Raw genomic sequence first — 19,081 nt, 5'->3', positions numbered from 1 at the left:
ACTTCCGGAAGGTGTGCCATGTCAGCTTCCGCACCTCTGTCCCGCCGTCGTTTCCTGGGCACCGTCTCCGTGGCCGGGCTCGGCGTCGCCGTGCTCACGTCCTGCGGGGATTCCGACGACTCGGGGGCCAAGGACGGCTCGGGCCGGACCGTCGTCGAGTGGTGGCACATCATGACGTCCGAGCCCGCGCGCGGCCTGTGGAACGCTCGCGCCACGGCGTTCGAGAAGGCCCACCCCGATGTACGGATCAAGGTCGTGACGCTGGAGAACGACGCGTTCAAGTCGAAGCTCACCGCTCTGACCAGCTCGGGAAAGCTGCCGGACGTCTACCACACCTGGGGCGGCGGCGTCCTGAAGCAGCAGGTCGACGCGGGTCTCGTCGAGGACCTCACCGACTCCGTGAGCTCCTGGATCGACACCCTGGTGCCCGCGTCGCGCGAGGCCTACGAGTTCGACAAGAAGACCTACGCCATTCCGAACGACATCGGCGCCGTCGGCTTCTGGTACAACAAAGCGCTCTTCAAGAAGGCCAAGATCACCGCCCCGCCCACCACCTGGACCGAGCTCCTCGACGCCGTACGCTCCCTCAAGGCCGCCGGGATCACCCCGATCGCGCTGGGCGGCAAGGAGAAGTGGCCCGGCATGTACTACTGGGCGTATCTGGCGATGCGCCTCGCCGGCGTCGACGGCATGCAACAGGCGGCCGACGCCAAGGACTTCACCGGCGACACCTTCGTCAAAGCGGGCGAGCACCTCAAGGAACTCGTCGGCCTGGCACCGTTCCAGAAGGGCTTCCTCGGCGCCCCCTACTCCTCGCCGACCGGCCAGGCCGCCACCATGGGCAACGGCAAGGCGGCGATGGAACTCATGGGCCAGTGGGCGCCCAGAGAACAGGCGGCCGCCGGCAAGGGAATCGGCGACGACCTCGGGTTCTTCCCGTTCCCCGCGGTCGAGGGCGGCAAGGGCAAGGGCACCGACGTGTTCGGCGGCGGCGGGGGATACGCCCTGCGCAAGGGCGCCCCGAAGGAGGCCGTCGACTTCCTGAAGTACTTCGTCAGCCCCGAGTCCGAGCGGCTCCTCGTCAAGGGCACCGGAGTGATCCCGGTGAACAAGGACGCCCAGGACGCACTCACCGACCCCAACCTCAAGGCCGTCCTGGACATGCTCAACAAGTCCACCGGCTTCCAGCTCTACCTCGACCAGGCCTACCCGCCGGCCGTCGGCCAGGAGGTCAACGACTCGGTGGCGGCACTCATCGCCGGCTCCAAGTCGCCCGAGCAGGTGACCCGCTCCATCACCCAGGTCGCCAAGAGCCAGTAGATGACCACCACGTCACCCACCGCGCCCACCGCGTCCGCCGCCGCGCCCCCGGCGCCCACCACGGCCCGTCCGCTCGCCCGCCGGGTCCGCGACTGGCTGACCGCCTTCGTCTTCACGGTGCCCGCGCTCGTCCTGTTCCTGCTGCTCGTCCTCGCGCCGATCCTCTACGCGCTGTACGTCAGCCTCTTCAACTGGGGTGGATTCGGGGCGCCTTCGGACTTCGTGGGCCTGGACAACTTCAGCCGCCTGCTCGACGACCCGGTCTTCCTCGGCGACCTGTGGCGCGGCCTGCTGCTCGTCCTGCTCTCCGTCGGGCTGCAACTCCCGTTCGCGCTCGCCATGGCCGTGCTGCTCAACCAGCGGCTGCGCGGCCGGGCCGTCTACCGGATGCTGTTCTTCGCCCCGTACGTGCTGTCCGAGGTGATCACCGGAGTCCTGTTCAGCATGATCTTCGCGCCCGACCAGGGGCTCGCGGACAGAGCGCTCGGCGCGATCGGCCTCGACGGCGTCGGCGGACTGTGGTTCGCCGGACAGGACACCGTCCTGCCGACCCTCTTCCTCGTCATGACCTGGAAGTACTTCGGCTTCCACATGATGCTGTACCTGGCCGGACTGCAAGGCATACCGGCCGAACTCCACGAGGCCGCCCGCATCGACGGCGCGGGACCCTGGCAGCGGTTTCGGCACATCACGCTGCCGCTGCTCGGACCGACCCTCCGGATGAGCGTCTTCCTCTCCGTCATCGGAGCCATCCAACTCTTCGACCTCGTGTGGGTGGTGACCCAGGGCGGCCCCGACCACCACTCCGAGACGATGGCCGTCACCCTCTTCCAGTTCGGCTTCAAGCGCTACCAGGTCGGCTACGCCAGCGCGATCAGCATCGCCATGTTCCTCATCAGCCTCGTCTTCGCCCTCGCCTACCAGCGCTTCGTGCTGCGCCGCGACACCGAAGGAGCCCTCACCACCATGCGAGCGACCCGATGAACACGACAGCGGCCCGGCGCCGCCGGCTGCGCTCGGTCCCGCTGTACGTGACCGTGTGGGTGATCGGCGTGGTCATGGTGACGCCCCTGCTGTACGCGCTCGTCTCCGGCTTCAAATCCACAGACCAGCTCTCCGACAACGCCTTCGGGCTGCCCGCGCCCTGGGTGACGGGAAACTACACGGCCATCCTCGGCGACAGCGCCTTCTGGCGCTCCCTCGGCTCCTCCACCCTGATCGCCGTCGGCACGACCCTGCTCACCGTCGGCGCGGCGGCCCTCGCCGCCTTCGCGCTCGCCCGATTCGCCTTCCGCGGAAGGGAGTTGCTCTTCACCCTCTTCACGATGGGGCTGATGTTCCCGTTCGCCGTGGCGATCCTGCCGCTGTTCGTGCTGCTGCGCACCTTCGGTCTTCTCGACAACCCATGGGGCGTCATCCTGCCGCAGGCCGCGTTCGGACTGCCCATGACCATCGTCATCCTGCGCGGCTTCTTCCGGGCGATCCCCGGCGAACTGGAGGAGGCGGCCACCCTCGACGGCTGCTCACCGTTCGGCTTCTTCTGGCGGGTCCTGCTCCCGATGGCGCGCCCCGCCCTCGGCACCGTCTCGGTCCTCGCCGTCGTCGGCAGCTGGAACAACTTCCTGCTGCCGCTGCTCGTGTTCAGCGACCCGAGCTGGTGGACGGTCCCCGTCGGCGTCCAGCAGTTCCAGGGCCAGTACGGCACGGACGTGGCGCGCGTCTTCGCCTACCTCGTCCTCGCCATGGTGCCCGCGCTCGCCTTCTACGCGGTGGCCGAACGGCAGTTGATCGGCGGCATCACGACCGGCGCCACCAAAGGCTGACCCCTCTACCGAGGACTGGCCCGGGGGACAGCCCACCACCCCGGGGACGACAGCGCCGTCGCCCGGAACCACCCCGCTCACCCGGCACTTGAGGAGTTCCATGGTCAAGCCCTGGCAGGACACCACCCTGCCCGCCCACGTCCGGGCGGCGGACCTGCTCGCCCGGATGACCACCGAGGAGAAGACCGCACAGCTGTCCAGCGTGTGGCTGGGAGCCGAGATCGACACCGGCAGTGCCGCGGTCGCGCCGGGGCAGCACGCCTACGCCGCCCACAGCGCCGCACTCGACGCCCTGCTGCCGTACGGCCTCGGCCACCTCACCCGCCCCTTCGGCACCGTCCCCCTCGAACCCGCCGAGGGCGCCGCCAAGCTGGCCGCACTGCAGCGGCGGATCCGCGCAGGGAACCGGTTCGGGCTGCCCGCCATCGCCCACGAGGAGTGCCTGACCGGCTTCGCCGCCTGGCAGGCCACCGTCTTCCCGACGCCCCTGGCGTGGGGCGCCACCTTCGACCCGGCGCTGATCACCGAGATGGCGCAGGGCATCGGCGCGTCGATGCGCGCGGTCGGCATCCACCAGGGCCTCGCCCCCGTCCTCGACGTCGTCCGCGATCCACGCTGGGGCCGCACCGAGGAGGCCATCGGCGAGGACCCGTACCTCGTGGGCACGATCGGCACCGCGTACGTACGCGGCCTGGAGGCGGCCGGGATCGTCGCCACCCTCAAGCACTTCGCCGGATACTCGGCCTCGCGCGCCGCCCGCAACCACGCGCCCGCACCGCTGGGCCCGCGCGAGCTCGCCGACGTGATCCTGCCGCCGTTCGAGATGGCGGTGCGCGAGGGCGGCGCCCGCTCCGTGATGCCCGCCTACAACGACATCGACGCCCTGCCCGCCCACGCCCACACACCCCTGCTCACCGGCATCCTGCGCGAGGAGTGGCAGTTCACCGGGACCGTCGTCTCGGACTACTTCGCCCTCTCCTTCCTGGAGTCCGCGCACCGGGTCGCCGGCTCGGCCGCGGACGCCGCCCGGCTCGCCCTCGCGGCCGGCGTGGACATCGAACTCCCCACCGCACGCTGCCTCGCCGCCGCCGGGCAGCTACCCGTGGAGCACCTCGACCGGTCCGCCCTGCGCGTCCTCACGCAGAAGTGCGAGCTGGGTCTGCTCGACCCCGACGAGACGCCGGGCGACGGCGACGAAGCTCCCGTCGACCTGAACCCCCCGCACCTTCGCGACCTGGCACGGAAGGTGGCGCAGGAGTCCGTCGTCCTGCTCGCCAACCAGTCCGGTGTGCTGCCGCTCGCCGACGGCCTGCGCATCGCCGTCGTCGGGCCGCTCGCCGACGAGCAGGCCGCCATGCTCGGCTGCTACACGTTCCCCCGCCACGTCGGCGTCAACCACCCCGAGCTGCCCGCCGGAGTCGACGTACAGACCTTCGCCGAGGCGCTGCCCGCCGAACTGCCGGATGCCGTGTTCGTCGACGACCCGGCGGGCGCCGACGTGTGCCTGGCCGTCGTCGGTGACCGCTCCGGCCTGTTCGGGCGCGGCTCCTCGGGCGAGGGATGCGACGCGGAAGACCTGGAACTTCCGTACGCGCAGGTCGAGTTGCTGGAGGAGACATTCGAGTCCGGGACGCCGACCGTAATCGTCGTGCTCAGCGGACGCCCCTACGCGCTGGGCCGCTGGGCGGACCGGGCCGCCGCCGTCGTCCAGGCCTTCTTCCCCGGCCAGGAGGGTGGCGCCGCCGTCGCGGGCGTCCTGGCCGGCCGGGTCGAGCCGTCGGGACGCCTGCCCGTCGGAGTCCCGCGCATCCCCGGCGGCCAGCCGGCCCCCTATCTCGCCCCGCCGCTCGGCCGCCACGGCGACCCCAGCAACGTGGACCCCAGCGCCCTCTTCCCGTTCGGGCACGGCCTGTCGTACACCACGTTCACCTGGGACGCCCCGCAGTGCGACGCCGCCGAGCTGCGCACCGACGGCGAGACCGGTATCCGGCTCACCGTCCGCAACGCCGGCGACCGCCCCGGCACCGAGGTCGTCCAGCTCTACCTCCACGACCCCGTCGGCACCGTCGCGCGCCCGGAGATGCGGCTCGTCGGCTATGCCCGGGTGCCGCTCGACGCCGGCGCGTCGGCCGAGGTCCACGCCACGTTCCCGGCGGACCTCGCCGCGTACACCGGCGCCGACGGCCGCCGCGTCGTCGAACCGGGCGCCCTCGAACTGCGCGTCGCCGCCTCCAGTACCCGCGTCCTGCACACCGTGCCGCTCACCCTCACAGGCCCGGCGCGCCAGGTCGGACGGGAGCGGCGGATGCGCTGCGAGATGCGTGTGAAGTGACCAGCGCCGAACCGCTTCAATGCCCTTCCCGCACAACCCTGTTGAGGAGATCCGCCATGCGCGCACCCGCACGCCGTCCCCGTGTGAGATCCGCCGCCCTGGCCGCGGCGACCGCCCTGCTGCTCGGCCTCGCCGTCGCCCCGGCAGCCCAGGCGACCGGCGACCACCACCGGGCGGCCACACTGAACGACCTGGCCCAGAAGTCCGGCCGGTACTTCGGCTCGGCCGTCGACAACCCCGAACTCGTCGACACCGACTACGCCGACCTGCTCGGCCGCGAGTTCGGCGCCACCACCCCCGGCAACGGCATGAAGTGGTACGCCACCGAGCCGCAGCGCGGTGTCTTCGACTTCACCGCGGGCGACGAGATAGTCGACTACGCGCGCGCCCACCACCTGAAGGTCCGCGGCCACACCCTGCTGTGGCACAGCCAGCTGCCGAGCTGGCTCACCTCCGGCACCTGGACCGCCGACGAGCTGCGCGCGATCCTCAAGAACCACATCACGACGGTCGTCAAGCACTACAAGGGCAAGGTCTTCGCCTGGGACGTCGCCAACGAGATCATGAACGAGGACGGCACGTACCGGGAGAACATCTTCTACACCACGCTCGGGCCCGGCTACATCGCCGACGCCCTGCGCTGGGCCCACGCGGCGGACCCGAAGGTCAAGCTCTACCTCAACGACTACAACGTCGACGGCCTCGGCGCGAAGTCCGACGCGTACTACGCGCTGATCAAGCAGCTCAAGGCGGACCGCGTACCGATCGACGGCTTCGGTCTCCAGGGGCATCTGGCCCTGCAGTACGGCTTCCCGAACGGTGTCCAGGACAACCTGCGACGCTTCGCCGGCCTGGGCCTCGACGTCGCGTTCACCGAACTCGACATCCGCATGATCCTGCCCGCCGACGCGACGAAGCTGGCGGAGCAGGCCGACTGGTACGGCCGGATCACCGACGCGTGCCTGGCCGTGCGGCGCTGCGTCGGCATCACGCTGTGGGGGTACTCCGACCGGCACTCGTGGATCCCCGGCGTCTTCCCGAGCGAGGGCGCGGCCCTGCCCTGGGACGAGGATCTGCGGCGCAAGCCGGCGTACGACGCGATCCGTACCGCGCTGACAGCGTCCCGCGGGCACTGAGAGCCTGTGTCATATCCCCGGCCGGGCGTGCGCCGCCTGGCACGCACGCTCGCGGCGTTGCCGAAATGCCCGAGTAGCTCCTCCCCCAAGCTCTCGGCTTCGCTCGCGCAGGGGGGACCCCATCCAGGACCTTCCGGCGCCTTGCGATCGCACGCACCAGACGACGCGCGCTGATCCGACCGGGGATATGACACAGGCTCTGACGCGCGGGCGGCAACTTTTCGGGGGTCGTACGGCGACTGCACACCGGCCCGGGTCATCCGGCACGGGCACCCCCCACCCACGGAGTGCAGCCGCAGATGAGTGACACCCGCAGCAAGGCCCGGCACCGCAAACGCAGCACTGTCCTCGGAGCGGGGGCGCCGCTCGCGGTGGCCGCCGCCCTCGCCCTCGCCTACGGAGGCGGCCTGTTCGGCGCGGGCGGCGGTGACCAGGCCCGGGCCGCCACCGTCGATGCCACCGCCGCGGCCTGGACCGCCGACGTGGCCGACGGCTTCGCGTCCGTCGAATCCCAGGGACAGAAGGGCACGTACGGCGGTCGCGACGGCAGGACCGTGACCGTGAAGACCGCCGCCGACCTGGAGAAGTACGCGACCGCGAGCGAGCCCTACGTCATCGTCGTCGCGGCCGCCATCGCCATCGACCCCGTCGGCAAGGAGATCAAGGTCGCCTCCGACAAGACGATCGTGGGCTCGGGAACCTCCGGCCAGATCGTCGGCGGCGGCTTCTTCCTCGGCACCGGCGTGCACAACGTGATCATCCGCAATCTGACCATCCGCGACACCTATCAGGGCACCTGGAACGACAAGGACCACGACTTCGACGCCATCCAGATGGACGGCGCGCACCACGTCTGGATCGACCACAACGACCTGCGGCACATGGCCGACGGACTCATCGACGTGCGCAAGGACAGCACCGACGTGACCGTCTCCTGGAACAAGCTCAGCAACGACAACAAGGCCTTCGGCATCGGCTGGACCGACAACGTCGTCACCGACATCACGATCCACCACAACTGGATCCGCGAGACCGAGCAGCGCAACCCGTCCACCGACAACTGCGCCCACGCGCACCTCTACAACAACTACCTCCAGGACGATCCGGACACCGCCATCACGTCCTCGTACGGCAACTACTCCCGGGGCAGGACCAAAATGGTCCTGGAGAACAGCTACTTCCAGGGCATGAACAACCCCGTCACCAAGGACGCCACCGCCACCATCGAGCAGCGGGGCAGCGTCTTCTCGGGGACCAGCGGGCGGAACGAGAGCGGGGGCACGGCCTTCGACCCGAAGGCGTTCTACGCGTACACGCTCGACAAGGCCGCCGACGTACCGGCTCTGCTCAAGTCCGGCGCGGGACCGCGGAGTTCGATCGGCACCGCCACCGCCACCACGGCTTCGGTCAAGGCGGCGGCCACCACGCTGACCGTCGCCAAGGACGGCAGCGGGCAGTACAAGACGGTGCAGGCGGCCGTCGACGCCGTGCCCACGGGCAACACCGCGCGCGTGGACATCGCCATCGCGCCGGGCACGTACCGCGAGACCGTGACCGTCCCCGCGAACAAGCCGCACATCACCCTGCGGGGCACGGGCGGCAGCCGCAAGGACACCGTCATCGTCGAGGGGCACGCCGCCGGATCGACCAAGCCGGACGGCTCGACGTACGGCACCTCGGGCAGCGCCACCGTGCACGTCCTCGGCGCCGACACCCAGCTGCGCAACCTCAGCGTCACCAACGACTTCGACGAGGGCGCGAACCAGTCCATCGCCGGGCAGGCCGTGGCCCTGCGCACCAACGCGGACAAGGTCTTCCTCGACGGCGTCATCGTCAGCGGTGACCAGGACACCCTGCTGCTCGACGGCTCGGGCAAGCGCGTCTACATGACGAACTCGTACGTCGTCGGCAACGTCGACTTCATCTTCGGCGGCGCCACCGCCGTCATCGACACGTCCGTGATCACGCTGAAGAAGCGGTGGAACGGCACGTCGGCCGGGTATGTCGTGGCGCCCAGCACCGCCGCCGCGGACAAGGGCATCCTCATCAACGCGACCACCATCGGCGGCGACGTCTCCAACGGCACGTACTACCTCGGCCGCAACTGGCACGCGGGTGGCAACGCCGCCCTCGACCCGCAGGCCACCGTACGGAACTCGACGCTCAGCGCTGCGATCAGGGCGACGCCCTGGACGGACATGGGTGGCTTCTCCTGGAAGGACGACCGGTTCGCCGAGTACAGGAACACCGGGGCGGGTGCCGGTTCCGCGAGCGCCGACCGGCCGCAGCTGACCGACGCGCAGGCCGCGGGGGAGGAGGTCGCGGACTGGCTCGGCGGCTGGACGCCGACCGCCGGGTGACAGCTTTGTAGGAATCATTGACGAGTGGGGGCCGGAGGCTTAGCTTCTGGTCGGCTTACCGAACTGCCTTCGATATATCGAACAGGAGTGAGGTCCGACATGGCTTCCGGCCCCACCAGAAGAGCCCTCATCGGCGCCGCCACCCTGGGCGCCGCGGCGCTCTCCCTCGCCCCGGGCCGCGCCGGCGCGGCACCGGGCACGGCAGCCCCGGGGCGGGCGGCGCCCGCGGCGTGGTCCGTGCGCCCCTTCGGACTCGGTCAAGTAGTCCTGGGCAAGGGCGTGTTCGCCGACAAGCGGCGCCTGATGCTGGACTTCGGACGCGGCTACGACGAGATGCGGCTCGTGCAGGTCTTCCGCGCCAACGTGGGACGCCCGACGGACGGCGCCGTCGCGCCCGGCGGCTGGGAAGGCCTGGACGGCGAGGCGAACGGCAACCTGCGCGGCCACACCACCGGCCACTTCCTCACCATGCTCGCGCAGGCGTACGCGAGCACCGGCGAGCAGGTGTACGCCGACAAGATCCGCACCATGGTCGGGGAGTTGTACGAGGTGCGGGCCGCGCTGCGCGCCGACCCGACGGTACTGAGCGCGACGGGCCGGTTCGGCGGCGGCGCCGTCTCGAACATCCGCGGCTCCTACCAGTACGTCGATCTGCCGGCCGGAGTCCTCGCCGGCGCCACCGACGCGCTCACCTTCTCCGCCTGGGTCAGACCCGAGCACGCCGACGACTGGGCCCGTATCGCCGACTTCGGCGACGACACCACCCGCTACCTGTACCTCGCCGCGCGCGGCGCCACCGGCAACCCCCGCTTCGCGCTGACCACTTCGGGCGCCGCGGGCGAACAGGGCATCGACGGGACGGCGCCGCTGCCCGTCGGCGCCTGGAGCCATGTCGCCGTCACCCTCGGCGGCGGTACCGGCATCCTGTACGTCGACGGGACCGAGGCCGCCCGCAACACCTCGATGACCTTGACCCCGGCCGCCCTGGGCGCCCTGAAGGACCACTGGCTCGGCCTGTCCCACTACACGGGCGACCCGGTCTTCGCGGGCGCTCTCGACGAAGTCCACCTATGGTCACGGGCGTTGAGCCCGAACGAGGTGGCCGCACTCCACGAGGTAAGCGGATCCGACGCCGGTGACCTGGCCGCGTACGGCTTCGACGAGACGAGCGGATCCACCTTCGCCGACGCCTCGGGCCACGCCAACACGGCGCGGCTGCGCCGAACTTGGGGCGCTCCCAGCCATCCAGGCTTCCTGGCCGCCTACCCGGAGACCCAGTTCATCGCACTGGAATCGATGACCGGCGGCGACTACACCAAGGTCTGGGCGCCGTACTACACCGCCCACAAGATCCTGCGCGGCCTCCTCGACGCGCACACCGCCACCGGCGACCCCCGGGCCCTGGATCTGGCGGAGGGCCTGTGCGACTGGATGTATTCCCGGCTGTCCCGGCTGCCCGCGGCCACCCTGCAACGCATGTGGGGGATCTTCTCCAGCGGCGAGTTCGGCGGCATCGTGGAGGCGATCTGTGACCTGTACGCGCTCAGCGGCGACCCGCAACACCTCGCCCTTGCCCGCCTGTTCGACCTCGACCGGCTCATCGACGCGTGCGCCGCAGGACAGGACACACTCGACGGCCTGCATGCCAACCAGCACATCCCGATCCTCACCGGCCTGGTCCGCCTGTGCGACGAGACCGGCGAGCGCCGCTACCTCGACGCCGCCCGCAACTTCTGGGACATGGTCGTGCCGCCCCGCATGTACGCCATCGGCGGCACCAGCAACCGCGAGTTCTGGGGCGAGCGTGGCGTCATCGCGCCGACGCTCAGCGATGTCAACGCCGAGACCTGCTGCGCGTACAACATGCTCAAGCTGAGCCGCATGCTCTTCTTCCACGACCAGGACCCCAAGTACCTCGACTACTACGAGCGGGCCCTCTACAACCAAGTGCTCGGCTCCAAGCAGGACCGGGCCGACGCGGAGAAACCACTGGTCACCTACTTCATCGGCCTGCAGCCCGGCCACGTACGCGACTACACGCCGAAGGCGGGCACCACCTGCTGCGAGGGCACCGGCATGGAGAGCGCGACCAAGTACCAGGACACCGTGTACTTCCGCGCCGCCGACGACAGCGCGCTGTACGTCAACCTCTACAGCGCCTCGACGCTCACCTGGCGGGAGAAGGGCGTCACGCTCACCCAGACCACGGACTTCCCGCGCGAGCCGGGCAGTACCCTCACCGTGCGCGGCCGCGCCGCCACCTTCACTCTGAAGCTACGGGTGCCCGCATGGTCCAGGGACGGATTCAAGGTCACCGTCAACGGCCGTTCCATAGGCGGGAGTTCACCACAGCCCGGCACCTATCACTCAGTGCGGCGCACCTGGCGGGACGGCGACACCGTGCGGATCTCGATCCCGTTCCGGCTGCGCGTCGAGAAGACGCCGGACGACGCGAGGACCCAGGCGCTCTTCTACGGCCCCGTCAACCTGGTGGCGCGGGACGCCCGCACCACGGCTGTGGAACTCGGCCTGTACCGCAACGCCGCGCTCTCCGGAGACCTGCTGCCGACGCTCGTCCCCGTCAAGGGCAAGCCCCTGCACTACGCCACGCCGGACGGCATCGAACTCGCCCCGTTCCTCGAAGGCACCGAGAACCCGACCCACGTCTACGTCCGCAGGGCCGAGCCGCACCTCGTGTTCGGGGGCGTCGACTCCGGTGTCGCCAACCCCGTACGGGACGACGGGACGAGCCTGCTCGACGAGGTCTGGGACGCGGCGCCGTTCCGGCACAAGCCCGCGCTCGTCGCCCACGTCCGGGTGACGACGGACGCGTGGGCCGCCGACGGGCTGCTCACGTCCGCCGACGCGGCGCGGGCCGTCACGACGGCGAAGCGGGCGTCGTACCAGGCCTGACGGAACGCGGTGACGAGGGCAGTACGTTGTCTCGTCATGCGGATCACGAAGTACACCCATGCCTGCGTACGGCTCGAACACGAGGGGCGCGTGCTCGTCGTCGACCCCGGGATCTGGAGCGAGCCGGACGCCCTGACCGGTGCGGACGCCGTCCTGGTGACGCACGAGCACGCGGACCACGTCGACGTCCTTCGCCTGCGGGGGCTCGGCGTGCCCGTGTACGCCCCGGCGGAGGCCGACATCCCGGACCTCGACGTTCAACGGGTCTCCGCCGAAGCGGAGTTCACCGCGGCGGGCTTCACCGTGCGGGCGGTCGGCGGCCGGCACGCGACCGTCCACGGCGGACAGCCGGACTGCGCGAACCTCGGCTACGTCGTCGACGGATCCGTCTACCACCCGGGCGACGCGCTGCACGTACCCGAGGAGCCGGTGGACACCCTCCTCGTCCCGGTCCACGGATCGTGGCTGAGCGCGGCGCAGGCCATCGACTTCGTCAACGCGGTGGGGCCGCGCCGGGCGTTCGCCGTGCACGACGCGCAGATCAACGAGCGGGGTCTCGGCGGCGTCAACGGCTGGCTCGCCCAGGAGACCGACACCGACTACCGGTTTCTGCGGCCCCGCGCATCCCTCTGACCCGGCGACCGGGCCCCGCCGACCATGATCGGCTACGCTGCCGGTCCCTGATGGCATGTACACCAAGAGGAGCTATGTCCTGGAAACGACGTCCGGTGCTCGCCGGGCTGACGATGGTGCTCGTGACCGCGCTCGCGGCGTGCGGCGGCGGTTCGGACAAGGAGTCGTCGGCGCAGGCCGGTTCCGCGAAGGGCGGCGGTTCCTACGCCGATCAGCACGAGGACAGGCCGGTCAAGGTCGCCGGGCTCCGTGACTCCGTACGGCACGTCGGCCGCAAGACCGCCAGGAGCACCCGGCCGCACCTGGTGAAGAAGTGCGCGACCGACACCCGCAAGGTCAAGCACACCCGGCGCAGCAAGGGCCGTACCAAGACCTGGTACGCGACCGAGAAGCACCAGGACTGCAAAAAGGTGCGCAAGGGCACCGAGACGTACACGCGCGTCGTGCGGCAGGAACGCTATTGCGTCCGGCTCGACGACGTGAACGGCAAGCCCCGCAAGGACGACGTCTGGTACCGCGTCCGGCCCGCGACCTACAGCGAGGTCAACGGGGCGGACGACCGTGCGAAGGTCACGTTCGAGCCTGTCGCGCAGGGGTGTTGAGAGTGCCCGGGGCGCAAGCGGCCCCGGGCATCCACTCGTTGACCGCCTAAGGAACCCGCACCGCCCGCTGCACCGCCTCGGCCGCGAGGTGCGCGGCGGCGCCGCGGGTGGCCGAGGCGAGCAGGTCCGTGCGGATCGGGCCGCCCGCGGCGAGATGCCGGTCGTAGGGCAGATGGACGACGCCGACGCCGGTCTCGCGAATATGGGCCGTGGCGGCGGCCAGGTCGAGGTTCTGGTCCGGCGCGCCGGAGGTGAGGGCCACGACGGTCGACGGCAGCGTGGAGTGCGGAAGCCCGGCCAGCCAGTCCAGGACGACGCGGGTGCCGCCCACGCCCTCGGCGGTCATCGGCGCGACGATGATGCGCGCGTGCGCGGTGTCCATGGCGGTACGCGCGACATCGCCCGGCAGCGTCTCGCAGTCGACGACCGTCATGGCGAAGTGCCGGCGCAGCGCGAGGGTGACGGTGCGGTAGGTGGGGACGTCGAGCGGCGGGCCGACCCGGCCCTGGCTCGCGGGCAGCAGCCAGCCGCCGTCCGGGAGCGGCACCAAGTAGCCGGTGATGTCGAGGAGATGCATCGACGGCTTCAGGATCTGCGCCAGTTCGGTGCACGACCAGCGCACCGACTGGGCGCCGAGCCGCACCGCCAGCGTGCCGAGCGCGGCGTCCGCCTCCAGGGCGAGTACGGGGTCCTGCCGGACGCGCTGGAGCGTGCGGGCGACGAGCGCGGCGGTGGTGGTCTTGCCGACGCCGCCCCGGATCGAGGTCACGGCGACGACCCGCCCCTTGGTCACCGGAAGCTGCAACTCCCGCGCCCAGCGCGCCTCTTCACCACCCGCCTGGGCCGACGGCAGGGCGAACCGGCGCAGCGACTGCCCGGACCGCCGCGCCACCGAATCGCCGTGCTGCGGCTTGCCCGTGGCCTGCGCGAGCCGCGCGTCGACGGTGAGAACGGGCTCGGGCGCGGGGAACGCGATCCCGGCCCGCGGCCGGACAGCCGGCACCGCCCCGGTCGGCGCGGGCGGTGTGGGCGGCACGGGAGGCAGCGGCGGGGGAGCCATGGCGGGCCGCGGCGCGGGGTGCGGCTGCACCGGTACCGGCAGCGGTCTCGGCGTGGTGTCCACGGGGCCCGGTGCCGCTCGGGGCGGTGTCGGCAGGGGCCTCGGCGTGGTGTCGACGGGGGGCGTCGGCGGTGTGGCAACGGCGGCGCGCGCAGGCGGCGCCGTGTCCTCGGGGCCCGGCCCGGTTCGAGGCTGCACCGGCAGGGGCCTCGGCGTGGTGTCGACGGGGGGTGGTGACACGGCAGCGGCGGTGCGTGGCAGCGGTGTCGTGTTCTCGGGGGCCGGTGTCGGCGCGGTGCGTGGCGGCGGTGTCGTGTCGTCCGGGGTCGGTGTCGGAGCCGTGCGTGGCAGCGGTGTCGTTTCTTCAGGGCCCGGCGCCGGGCGGGGTTCCGCCCGGACCGCCGCCGCCGGCGTTTTCCTGCGCGCGTTGCCCGGGTTGGGGCGGGCCTCGCCGGGACGGCGCACCGGCAGTGGGGACTTGGCGCGGTGCGGGGCCGTGCCCTCGCCGTTGCTCTCCACGGGGTTCACCACGCCTGCCGGGCCGCAGCCCGGCGGGTCGGCACCAGCGGACCAGTCATCCTCGCCCCCACGTGGAACATCATCGGCAGACCCCCGGATCGAGCCAGTTCGCATTCACTTGTGCCGTGTGCGGCCCCTTGCGGACCACCGGCCGCGAAAGACTATCTTCCCCTACCCGTAGCACTGGCAAAGCCCCGCGCGTTCCGGCCGCCGCGGGATCGCCGCGTCACGCCTCCAACTGCCGTGTACGCCCCGCCCCGGCCCCCGCGATCCCCATCGGCACGCACAGCACCGCGAGCAGGGTCAGCGGAACCGTCCAGCCACCCGTCGCATCGTGCAGCGCGCCGAGCAGGAACGGGCCCGCGGCGGCGAGCAGATAGCCGACGCCCTGCGCCATGCCGGACATCTCCGCGGCCCGCGCCGCGTCGGGGGAGCGCAGCACGATCACCGCGAGGGCCGTACTGATGAGAAGGCCGGAACCGAAGCCCTGCATCAGCATCCACGCGTAGGCCCCGCCGACCGGCGCGACCATCAGACCGATGAGGGAGACGAAGAACAGGGCCGTGCCGGTGAGGGCGAACGGAACCTGGTTGCCGGCCCGGCCGACGAGCGCGGTGAAGGCGAGCGAACCCGCGATGCCGACGAGGCTCATCAGGGACAGCATCCAGCCCGCCTGCGTGCTGGTCATGCCCTCGCCGGTGAGCATCGCGGGGATCCAGGCGGCGCACGAGTAGTACTCCAGGGACTGCAGGCCCATGAGGAGCGTGATCTGCCAGGCGAGCCGCGACCGGCGCAGCGGTGTGCGGGACCCGTCCGCCGCCCCGGCCGCGACGGGCGGCACGTCCGCGCGGCGCAGCTGCGGCAGCCAGAGCAGGAACGCGAGCGCCGAGAGGACCGCCCAGACACCGATCGCCCCGCGCCAGCCGAACCCGAGCGCGTCGCCGAGCGGCACCGTCACGCCGGCCGCGAGGGCCGCGCCGCAGAACAGGGCCACCGAGTACAGGCCCATCATCAGGCCGGTGCGGTGGTGGAAGTGGCGCTTGATGACGCTGGGGACGAGCACGTTCGAGAGGGAGATCGCCGCGCCGAGCAGGGCCGTGCCCGCGAAGAGCGCGGGCAGCCCGGGAGCGAGCCGCAGGGCGATGCCCGCCGTGAGCAGAGCCATCATCGCGCCGAGCGCACGGGTCATGCCGATCCGTCGGGACAGCTTCGCCGCGAACGGTGCCAGGATGCCGAAGCAGAGGATCGGCAGCGTGGTGAGCAGCCCCGCGAGGGAGCCGCTGAGCCCGGTGGAGCGGCGTATCGCGTCGAGCTCGGGGGAGACGGCCACGACGCCGGGCCGCAGGTTCATGGCGATGAGCAGGATGCCCGCGGCCAGCAGCCCGCCCGCGGCCTGTGCGGGAACGGTCCGGGGGGCGCTGACGGAGCTGGGCTGTGCGGTGGTCGATGGGTCGGCACTGTGCGGCATGTTCACCAACGTAACATCCCATGTTTCGTCCGATGGCGACCGTAATCGCGGAGATACCCGGAGAAATCTGGCCTGCTACTGCTCACAGATGTGGGATATTTGACCCAGGAGCCGCTGACCGCGGCCCCTGCGTCCACGCCCGCACAAGAAAGGCCACCGCCTTGTCCGACGCAGCACAGACCGGCGCCACCCTGGTCCAGCGGACCATCGGGCGGATCGAGCGGAGCATCGAGAGCGGGGAGTGGGCCGTCGGGGACCGGATCCCGGCGGAGGGGCGGCTCGTCGAGGCGTTCGGGGTGGGGCGCAACACGGTCCGCGAGGCCGTCCGGGCGTTGTGCCACACCGGGCTCCTCGAGGCGCGCCGCGGCGACGGGACGTACGTACGCGCGGCCAGCGACCTCAATGCCGCGCTGCAACGGCGGCTGCGCCGCGCAGAGTTGAAGCACGTGCTGCAGGTGCGACTCGCCCTGGAACGGGAGGCGGCGCCCGCCGCCGCCCTGCACCGCGGCGAGGACGATCTGGCCCGGATCCTGTCCGCGCTGCTGGCCAGGCGCCGGGCGGACGAGAGCGGTGATCCGGCCGCGTACGTGGACCGGGACCTGGAGTTCCACCGGGCGGTCGTCGCCGCGAGCGGAAATCCGCTGATGACCGAGTTGTACGAGAGCATCACGGCGTCGGTGCGGCACAGCATCGAGTCGCTGCGCCCGAACTGGACGCCCGAGCTGCCCGGCGCCTCCGCCCACGACGATCTGGCCGAGGCGATCGCGCGCCGCGACCCGGAGGCGGCGACCAAGGCGGCGTGGGCGCATACGGAGACCGTGGAGGCGGCCATGGAGAGAATGGCGGAGCGGAACGGGGTGGGCGAGGAGTGAGCCGTACGCCTGGATGGCCACCGAGACCGTCGTACCGCTCGGCCCGCCCGAACCGATCGGTGAACTGCTGACGCTCCATCAACAAGCCGACAGGCAGCTCCGGTTCGTCAACGACATCTGGGCATACTGGGACACGGTCACCACCGGCACCATGGGTTTCAGCGGCATCCGAATGCGCAACGCGACCCCGCGCCGACCCCTGTCGGCGGCCCCGCGCCCGCTCTACTCTCGGAGTGCCTCACCGGGCTTCGAGGGGGAGTTGCATGAGCGACGACATCGAGCGCACCCATGACGGCGGCCGACGGAAGGACCCCCCGAGCGGCGGAGAGCGCCTCGCCGACTGGGCCGACGGCCGACTGGGGATCTACGGGCTCGCCAAGACACAGATGCGCAAGGTCTTCCCGGACCACTGGTCCTTCATGTTCGGCGAGATCTGCCTCTACAGCTTCATCATTCTCATCCTGACCGGCGTCTATCTGACCCTGTTCTTCGACCCCAGCACCGCCCAGGTCGTCTACGACGGCTCGTACACACCGCTCAAGGGCATCGTCATGACCCGGGCGTACGAGTCGACCATCGACATCAGCATGGACGTGCGCGGCGGGCTGCTCATCCGGCAGATCCACCACTGGTCCGCGCTGGTCTTCGTCGCGGCGATGCTCTCGCACATGATGCGGGTCTTCTTCACGGGCGCGTTCCGCAAGCCCCGAGAGGTCAACTGGCTCTTCGGCTGGACCCTGTTGATGCTCGGCATCATCACCGGCCTCACCGGCTACTCGCTCCCCGACGACCTGCTCTCCGGCACGGGACTGCGCTTCGCGCAGGGCGCGATCCTGTCGGTGCCGATCGTCGGAACGTATCTGGCGTTCTTTCTCTTCGGCGGCGAGTTCCCGGGGAACGACTTCATCGCCCGGCTCTATCCGGTCCACATCCTGCTGCTGCCGGGCATCATGCTGGGCCTGGTCGCGGCCCATCTGATCCTGGTCTTCTACCACAAGCACACCCAGTTCCCCGGCCCCGGCCGCACCGAGAAGAACGTGGTCGGCGCGCCCTTCCTGCCGATCTACATGGCCAAGGCGGGCGGCTTCTTCTTCCTCGTCTTCGGCGTGCTCGCGATCATGGGCGCGGTCGCCACGATCAACCCGGTGTGGGCCTTCGGGCCGTACCGGACGGACCTCGTCACGACCGGCGCCCAGCCCGACTGGTACCTCGGCTTCTCCGAAGGACTGATCCGGGTGATGCCGGGATGGGAGATCAACGCCTGGGGGCACACGTTACAACTGGGCGTCTTCATCCCGTTCATGCTGTTCCCCCTGGTCATGACGTTGATCGCGGTGTATCCGTTCCTGGAGGCATGGGTCACGGGCGACCGGCGCGAGCACCACCTGGCCCAGCGGCCGCGCAACCACCCCGTCCGCACCGGACTCGGCGTCGGCTGGCTGGCGCTGTACTCGGTACTCCTGATCGGCGGTGGCAACGACATCGTGGCCACACATCTGCGCCTGTCCATCAACGCCATCACCTGGTTCGTACGGATCGGATTCTTCGCCGTCCCGGTGCTCGCGTTCATCATCACCAAGCGGATCTGCAACGGGCTGCAGCTCCGCGACCGCGAGAAATCCCTGCACGGCCGCGAGTCCGGCACCATCAAGCGGCTGCCGCACGGCGAGTACATCGAGGTCCATGAGCCGCTCAGCCGGGCCGAGTTGTACACCCTCAACCTCCATGAGCAGCCCAAGGCGTACGAGTTGGGCCCGGAGGTCGACGAGAACGGAGTGGCCCGGAAGTTCACCGCGCGGCAGCGGATGCGGGCGCGGCTCGCCAAGGCGATGTACGGGCCCGGTACGTACGTGCCCAAGGCGACCGCCGAGGAGTACCAGGCGCTGCACGCCGGATGGCACGAGTCCGAACGGGACCCGTCGGCCCACTGAGACCGGCCGGGCAGGCAGCAGCAGGGGGAGCGGCACGCGCCGCTCCCCCTGCTGCGCTGCGCTGCGAGAGCGTCTGTTCCTCCTCGGTCATCGCTGCTACCTTTCCGGCAAC

The 19,081-nt window shown here is 70.8% G+C and carries 14 protein-coding genes; 12 read left to right on the top strand and 2 right to left on the bottom strand.

Features of this window, described 5'->3' with window-relative positions; genetic code table 11:
* Positions 1-18 precede the first annotated feature (18 nt).
* The 9 genes from ACIREE_RS13655 (at position 19) to ACIREE_RS13615 (ending at position 13,119) form a co-directional block, all read left to right on the top strand.
* Positions 19-1,320: an extracellular solute-binding protein gene (locus ACIREE_RS13655; RefSeq protein ID WP_404150627.1), complete on the top strand. Its 1,302-nt coding sequence runs from the start codon at positions 19-21 to the stop codon at positions 1,318-1,320.
* A complete protein-coding gene (locus tag ACIREE_RS13650; protein ID WP_404150625.1) occupies positions 1,321-2,304 on the top strand; it encodes a carbohydrate ABC transporter permease in 984 nt (327 codons plus the stop codon).
* Positions 2,301-3,143, top strand: coding sequence for a carbohydrate ABC transporter permease (locus tag ACIREE_RS13645; RefSeq protein WP_404150623.1), 843 nt, complete (start codon positions 2,301-2,303; stop codon positions 3,141-3,143). The genes ACIREE_RS13650 and ACIREE_RS13645 overlap by 4 nt, the downstream gene beginning before the upstream one ends.
* A gap of 100 nt (positions 3,144-3,243) precedes the next feature.
* Positions 3,244-5,475 carry a glycoside hydrolase family 3 N-terminal domain-containing protein gene (locus tag ACIREE_RS13640; protein ID WP_404150621.1) on the top strand — a complete coding sequence of 744 codons (2,232 nt, stop codon included), beginning with the start codon at positions 3,244-3,246 and terminating at the stop codon, positions 5,473-5,475.
* A gap of 56 nt (positions 5,476-5,531) precedes the next feature.
* Positions 5,532-6,611 (top strand): endo-1,4-beta-xylanase, encoded by a 1,080-nt coding sequence (locus ACIREE_RS13635; protein ID WP_404150619.1) that lies wholly within the window; start codon positions 5,532-5,534, stop codon positions 6,609-6,611.
* A gap of 299 nt (positions 6,612-6,910) precedes the next feature.
* Positions 6,911-8,971 carry a pectinesterase family protein gene (locus ACIREE_RS13630; RefSeq protein ID WP_404150617.1) on the top strand — a complete coding sequence of 687 codons (2,061 nt, stop codon included), beginning with the start codon at positions 6,911-6,913 and terminating at the stop codon, positions 8,969-8,971.
* A 99-nt stretch (positions 8,972-9,070) separates the two neighbouring features.
* Positions 9,071-11,884, top strand: a complete 2,814-nt coding sequence (locus ACIREE_RS13625; protein ID WP_404150615.1) for a beta-L-arabinofuranosidase domain-containing protein — start codon at positions 9,071-9,073, stop codon at positions 11,882-11,884.
* Between the two features lie 36 nt (positions 11,885-11,920).
* Complete coding sequence (locus ACIREE_RS13620; RefSeq protein ID WP_404150613.1) at positions 11,921-12,517, top strand: MBL fold metallo-hydrolase; 597 nt, start codon at positions 11,921-11,923, stop codon at positions 12,515-12,517.
* A gap of 74 nt (positions 12,518-12,591) precedes the next feature.
* Positions 12,592-13,119, top strand: a complete 528-nt coding sequence (locus ACIREE_RS13615) for a hypothetical protein (RefSeq protein ID WP_404150611.1) — start codon at positions 12,592-12,594, stop codon at positions 13,117-13,119.
* Positions 13,120-13,165: 46 nt separating this feature from the next.
* On the opposite strand, the gene ACIREE_RS13610 is transcribed toward ACIREE_RS13615, so the two are convergent.
* The gene (locus ACIREE_RS13610) at positions 13,166-14,698 is read right to left on the bottom strand and encodes a hypothetical protein (protein ID WP_404150609.1); all 1,533 of its coding nucleotides are present in this window, start codon (positions 14,696-14,698) and stop codon (positions 13,166-13,168) included.
* Positions 14,699-14,924: 226 nt separating this feature from the next.
* Complete coding sequence (locus ACIREE_RS13605; protein WP_404150607.1) at positions 14,925-16,166, bottom strand: CynX/NimT family MFS transporter; 1,242 nt, start codon at positions 16,164-16,166, stop codon at positions 14,925-14,927.
* 161 nt (positions 16,167-16,327) lie between these two features.
* On the opposite strand from ACIREE_RS13605, the gene ACIREE_RS13600 reads away from it, so the two are divergent.
* From ACIREE_RS13600 to ACIREE_RS13590, 3 genes are read left to right on the top strand one after another with little or no spacing between them, the layout of a single operon-like run.
* Positions 16,328-17,038: a FadR/GntR family transcriptional regulator gene (locus ACIREE_RS13600; RefSeq protein ID WP_404150605.1), complete on the top strand. Its 711-nt coding sequence runs from the start codon at positions 16,328-16,330 to the stop codon at positions 17,036-17,038.
* 13 nt (positions 17,039-17,051) lie between these two features.
* Complete coding sequence (locus ACIREE_RS13595; RefSeq protein WP_404150603.1) at positions 17,052-17,330, top strand: DUF6886 family protein; 279 nt, start codon at positions 17,052-17,054, stop codon at positions 17,328-17,330.
* On the top strand, positions 17,302-18,969 hold the full coding sequence (locus tag ACIREE_RS13590; protein WP_404150601.1) for a cytochrome bc complex cytochrome b subunit: 1,668 nt from the start codon (positions 17,302-17,304) through the stop codon (positions 18,967-18,969). Before ACIREE_RS13595 ends, ACIREE_RS13590 begins: the two co-directional genes overlap by 29 nt.
* Positions 18,970-19,081: the final 112 nt, after the last annotated feature.

This window comes from Streptomyces sp. NPDC102467 (assembly GCF_044765445.1).
Lineage (GTDB): Bacteria > Actinomycetota > Actinomycetes > Streptomycetales > Streptomycetaceae > Streptomyces.
Note: the sequence above shows the minus strand (reverse complement) of the source record. Positions and strands in the feature narration are given on the sequence as shown.

What these genes read in the sequence shown, in the direction of transcription:
- ACIREE_RS13605 (WP_404150607.1), bottom strand. Translation starts at nt 16,166, where the DNA reads ATGCCGCACAGTGCCGACCCATCGACCACCGCACAGCCCAGCTCCGTC.
- ACIREE_RS13630 (WP_404150617.1), top strand. Translation starts at nt 6,911, where the DNA reads ATGAGTGACACCCGCAGCAAGGCCCGGCACCGCAAACGCAGCACTGTC.
- ACIREE_RS13640 (WP_404150621.1), top strand. Translation starts at nt 3,244, where the DNA reads ATGGTCAAGCCCTGGCAGGACACCACCCTGCCCGCCCACGTCCGGGCG.
- ACIREE_RS13655 (WP_404150627.1), top strand. Translation starts at nt 19, where the DNA reads ATGTCAGCTTCCGCACCTCTGTCCCGCCGTCGTTTCCTGGGCACCGTC.
- ACIREE_RS13620 (WP_404150613.1), top strand. Translation starts at nt 11,921, where the DNA reads ATGCGGATCACGAAGTACACCCATGCCTGCGTACGGCTCGAACACGAG.
- ACIREE_RS13590 (WP_404150601.1), top strand. Translation starts at nt 17,302, where the DNA reads ATGAGCGACGACATCGAGCGCACCCATGACGGCGGCCGACGGAAGGAC.
- ACIREE_RS13645 (WP_404150623.1), top strand. Translation starts at nt 2,301, where the DNA reads ATGAACACGACAGCGGCCCGGCGCCGCCGGCTGCGCTCGGTCCCGCTG.
- ACIREE_RS13615 (WP_404150611.1), top strand. Translation starts at nt 12,592, where the DNA reads ATGTCCTGGAAACGACGTCCGGTGCTCGCCGGGCTGACGATGGTGCTC.
- ACIREE_RS13595 (WP_404150603.1), top strand. Translation starts at nt 17,052, where the DNA reads ATGGCCACCGAGACCGTCGTACCGCTCGGCCCGCCCGAACCGATCGGT.
- ACIREE_RS13650 (WP_404150625.1), top strand. Translation starts at nt 1,321, where the DNA reads ATGACCACCACGTCACCCACCGCGCCCACCGCGTCCGCCGCCGCGCCC.
- ACIREE_RS13625 (WP_404150615.1), top strand. Translation starts at nt 9,071, where the DNA reads ATGGCTTCCGGCCCCACCAGAAGAGCCCTCATCGGCGCCGCCACCCTG.
- ACIREE_RS13635 (WP_404150619.1), top strand. Translation starts at nt 5,532, where the DNA reads ATGCGCGCACCCGCACGCCGTCCCCGTGTGAGATCCGCCGCCCTGGCC.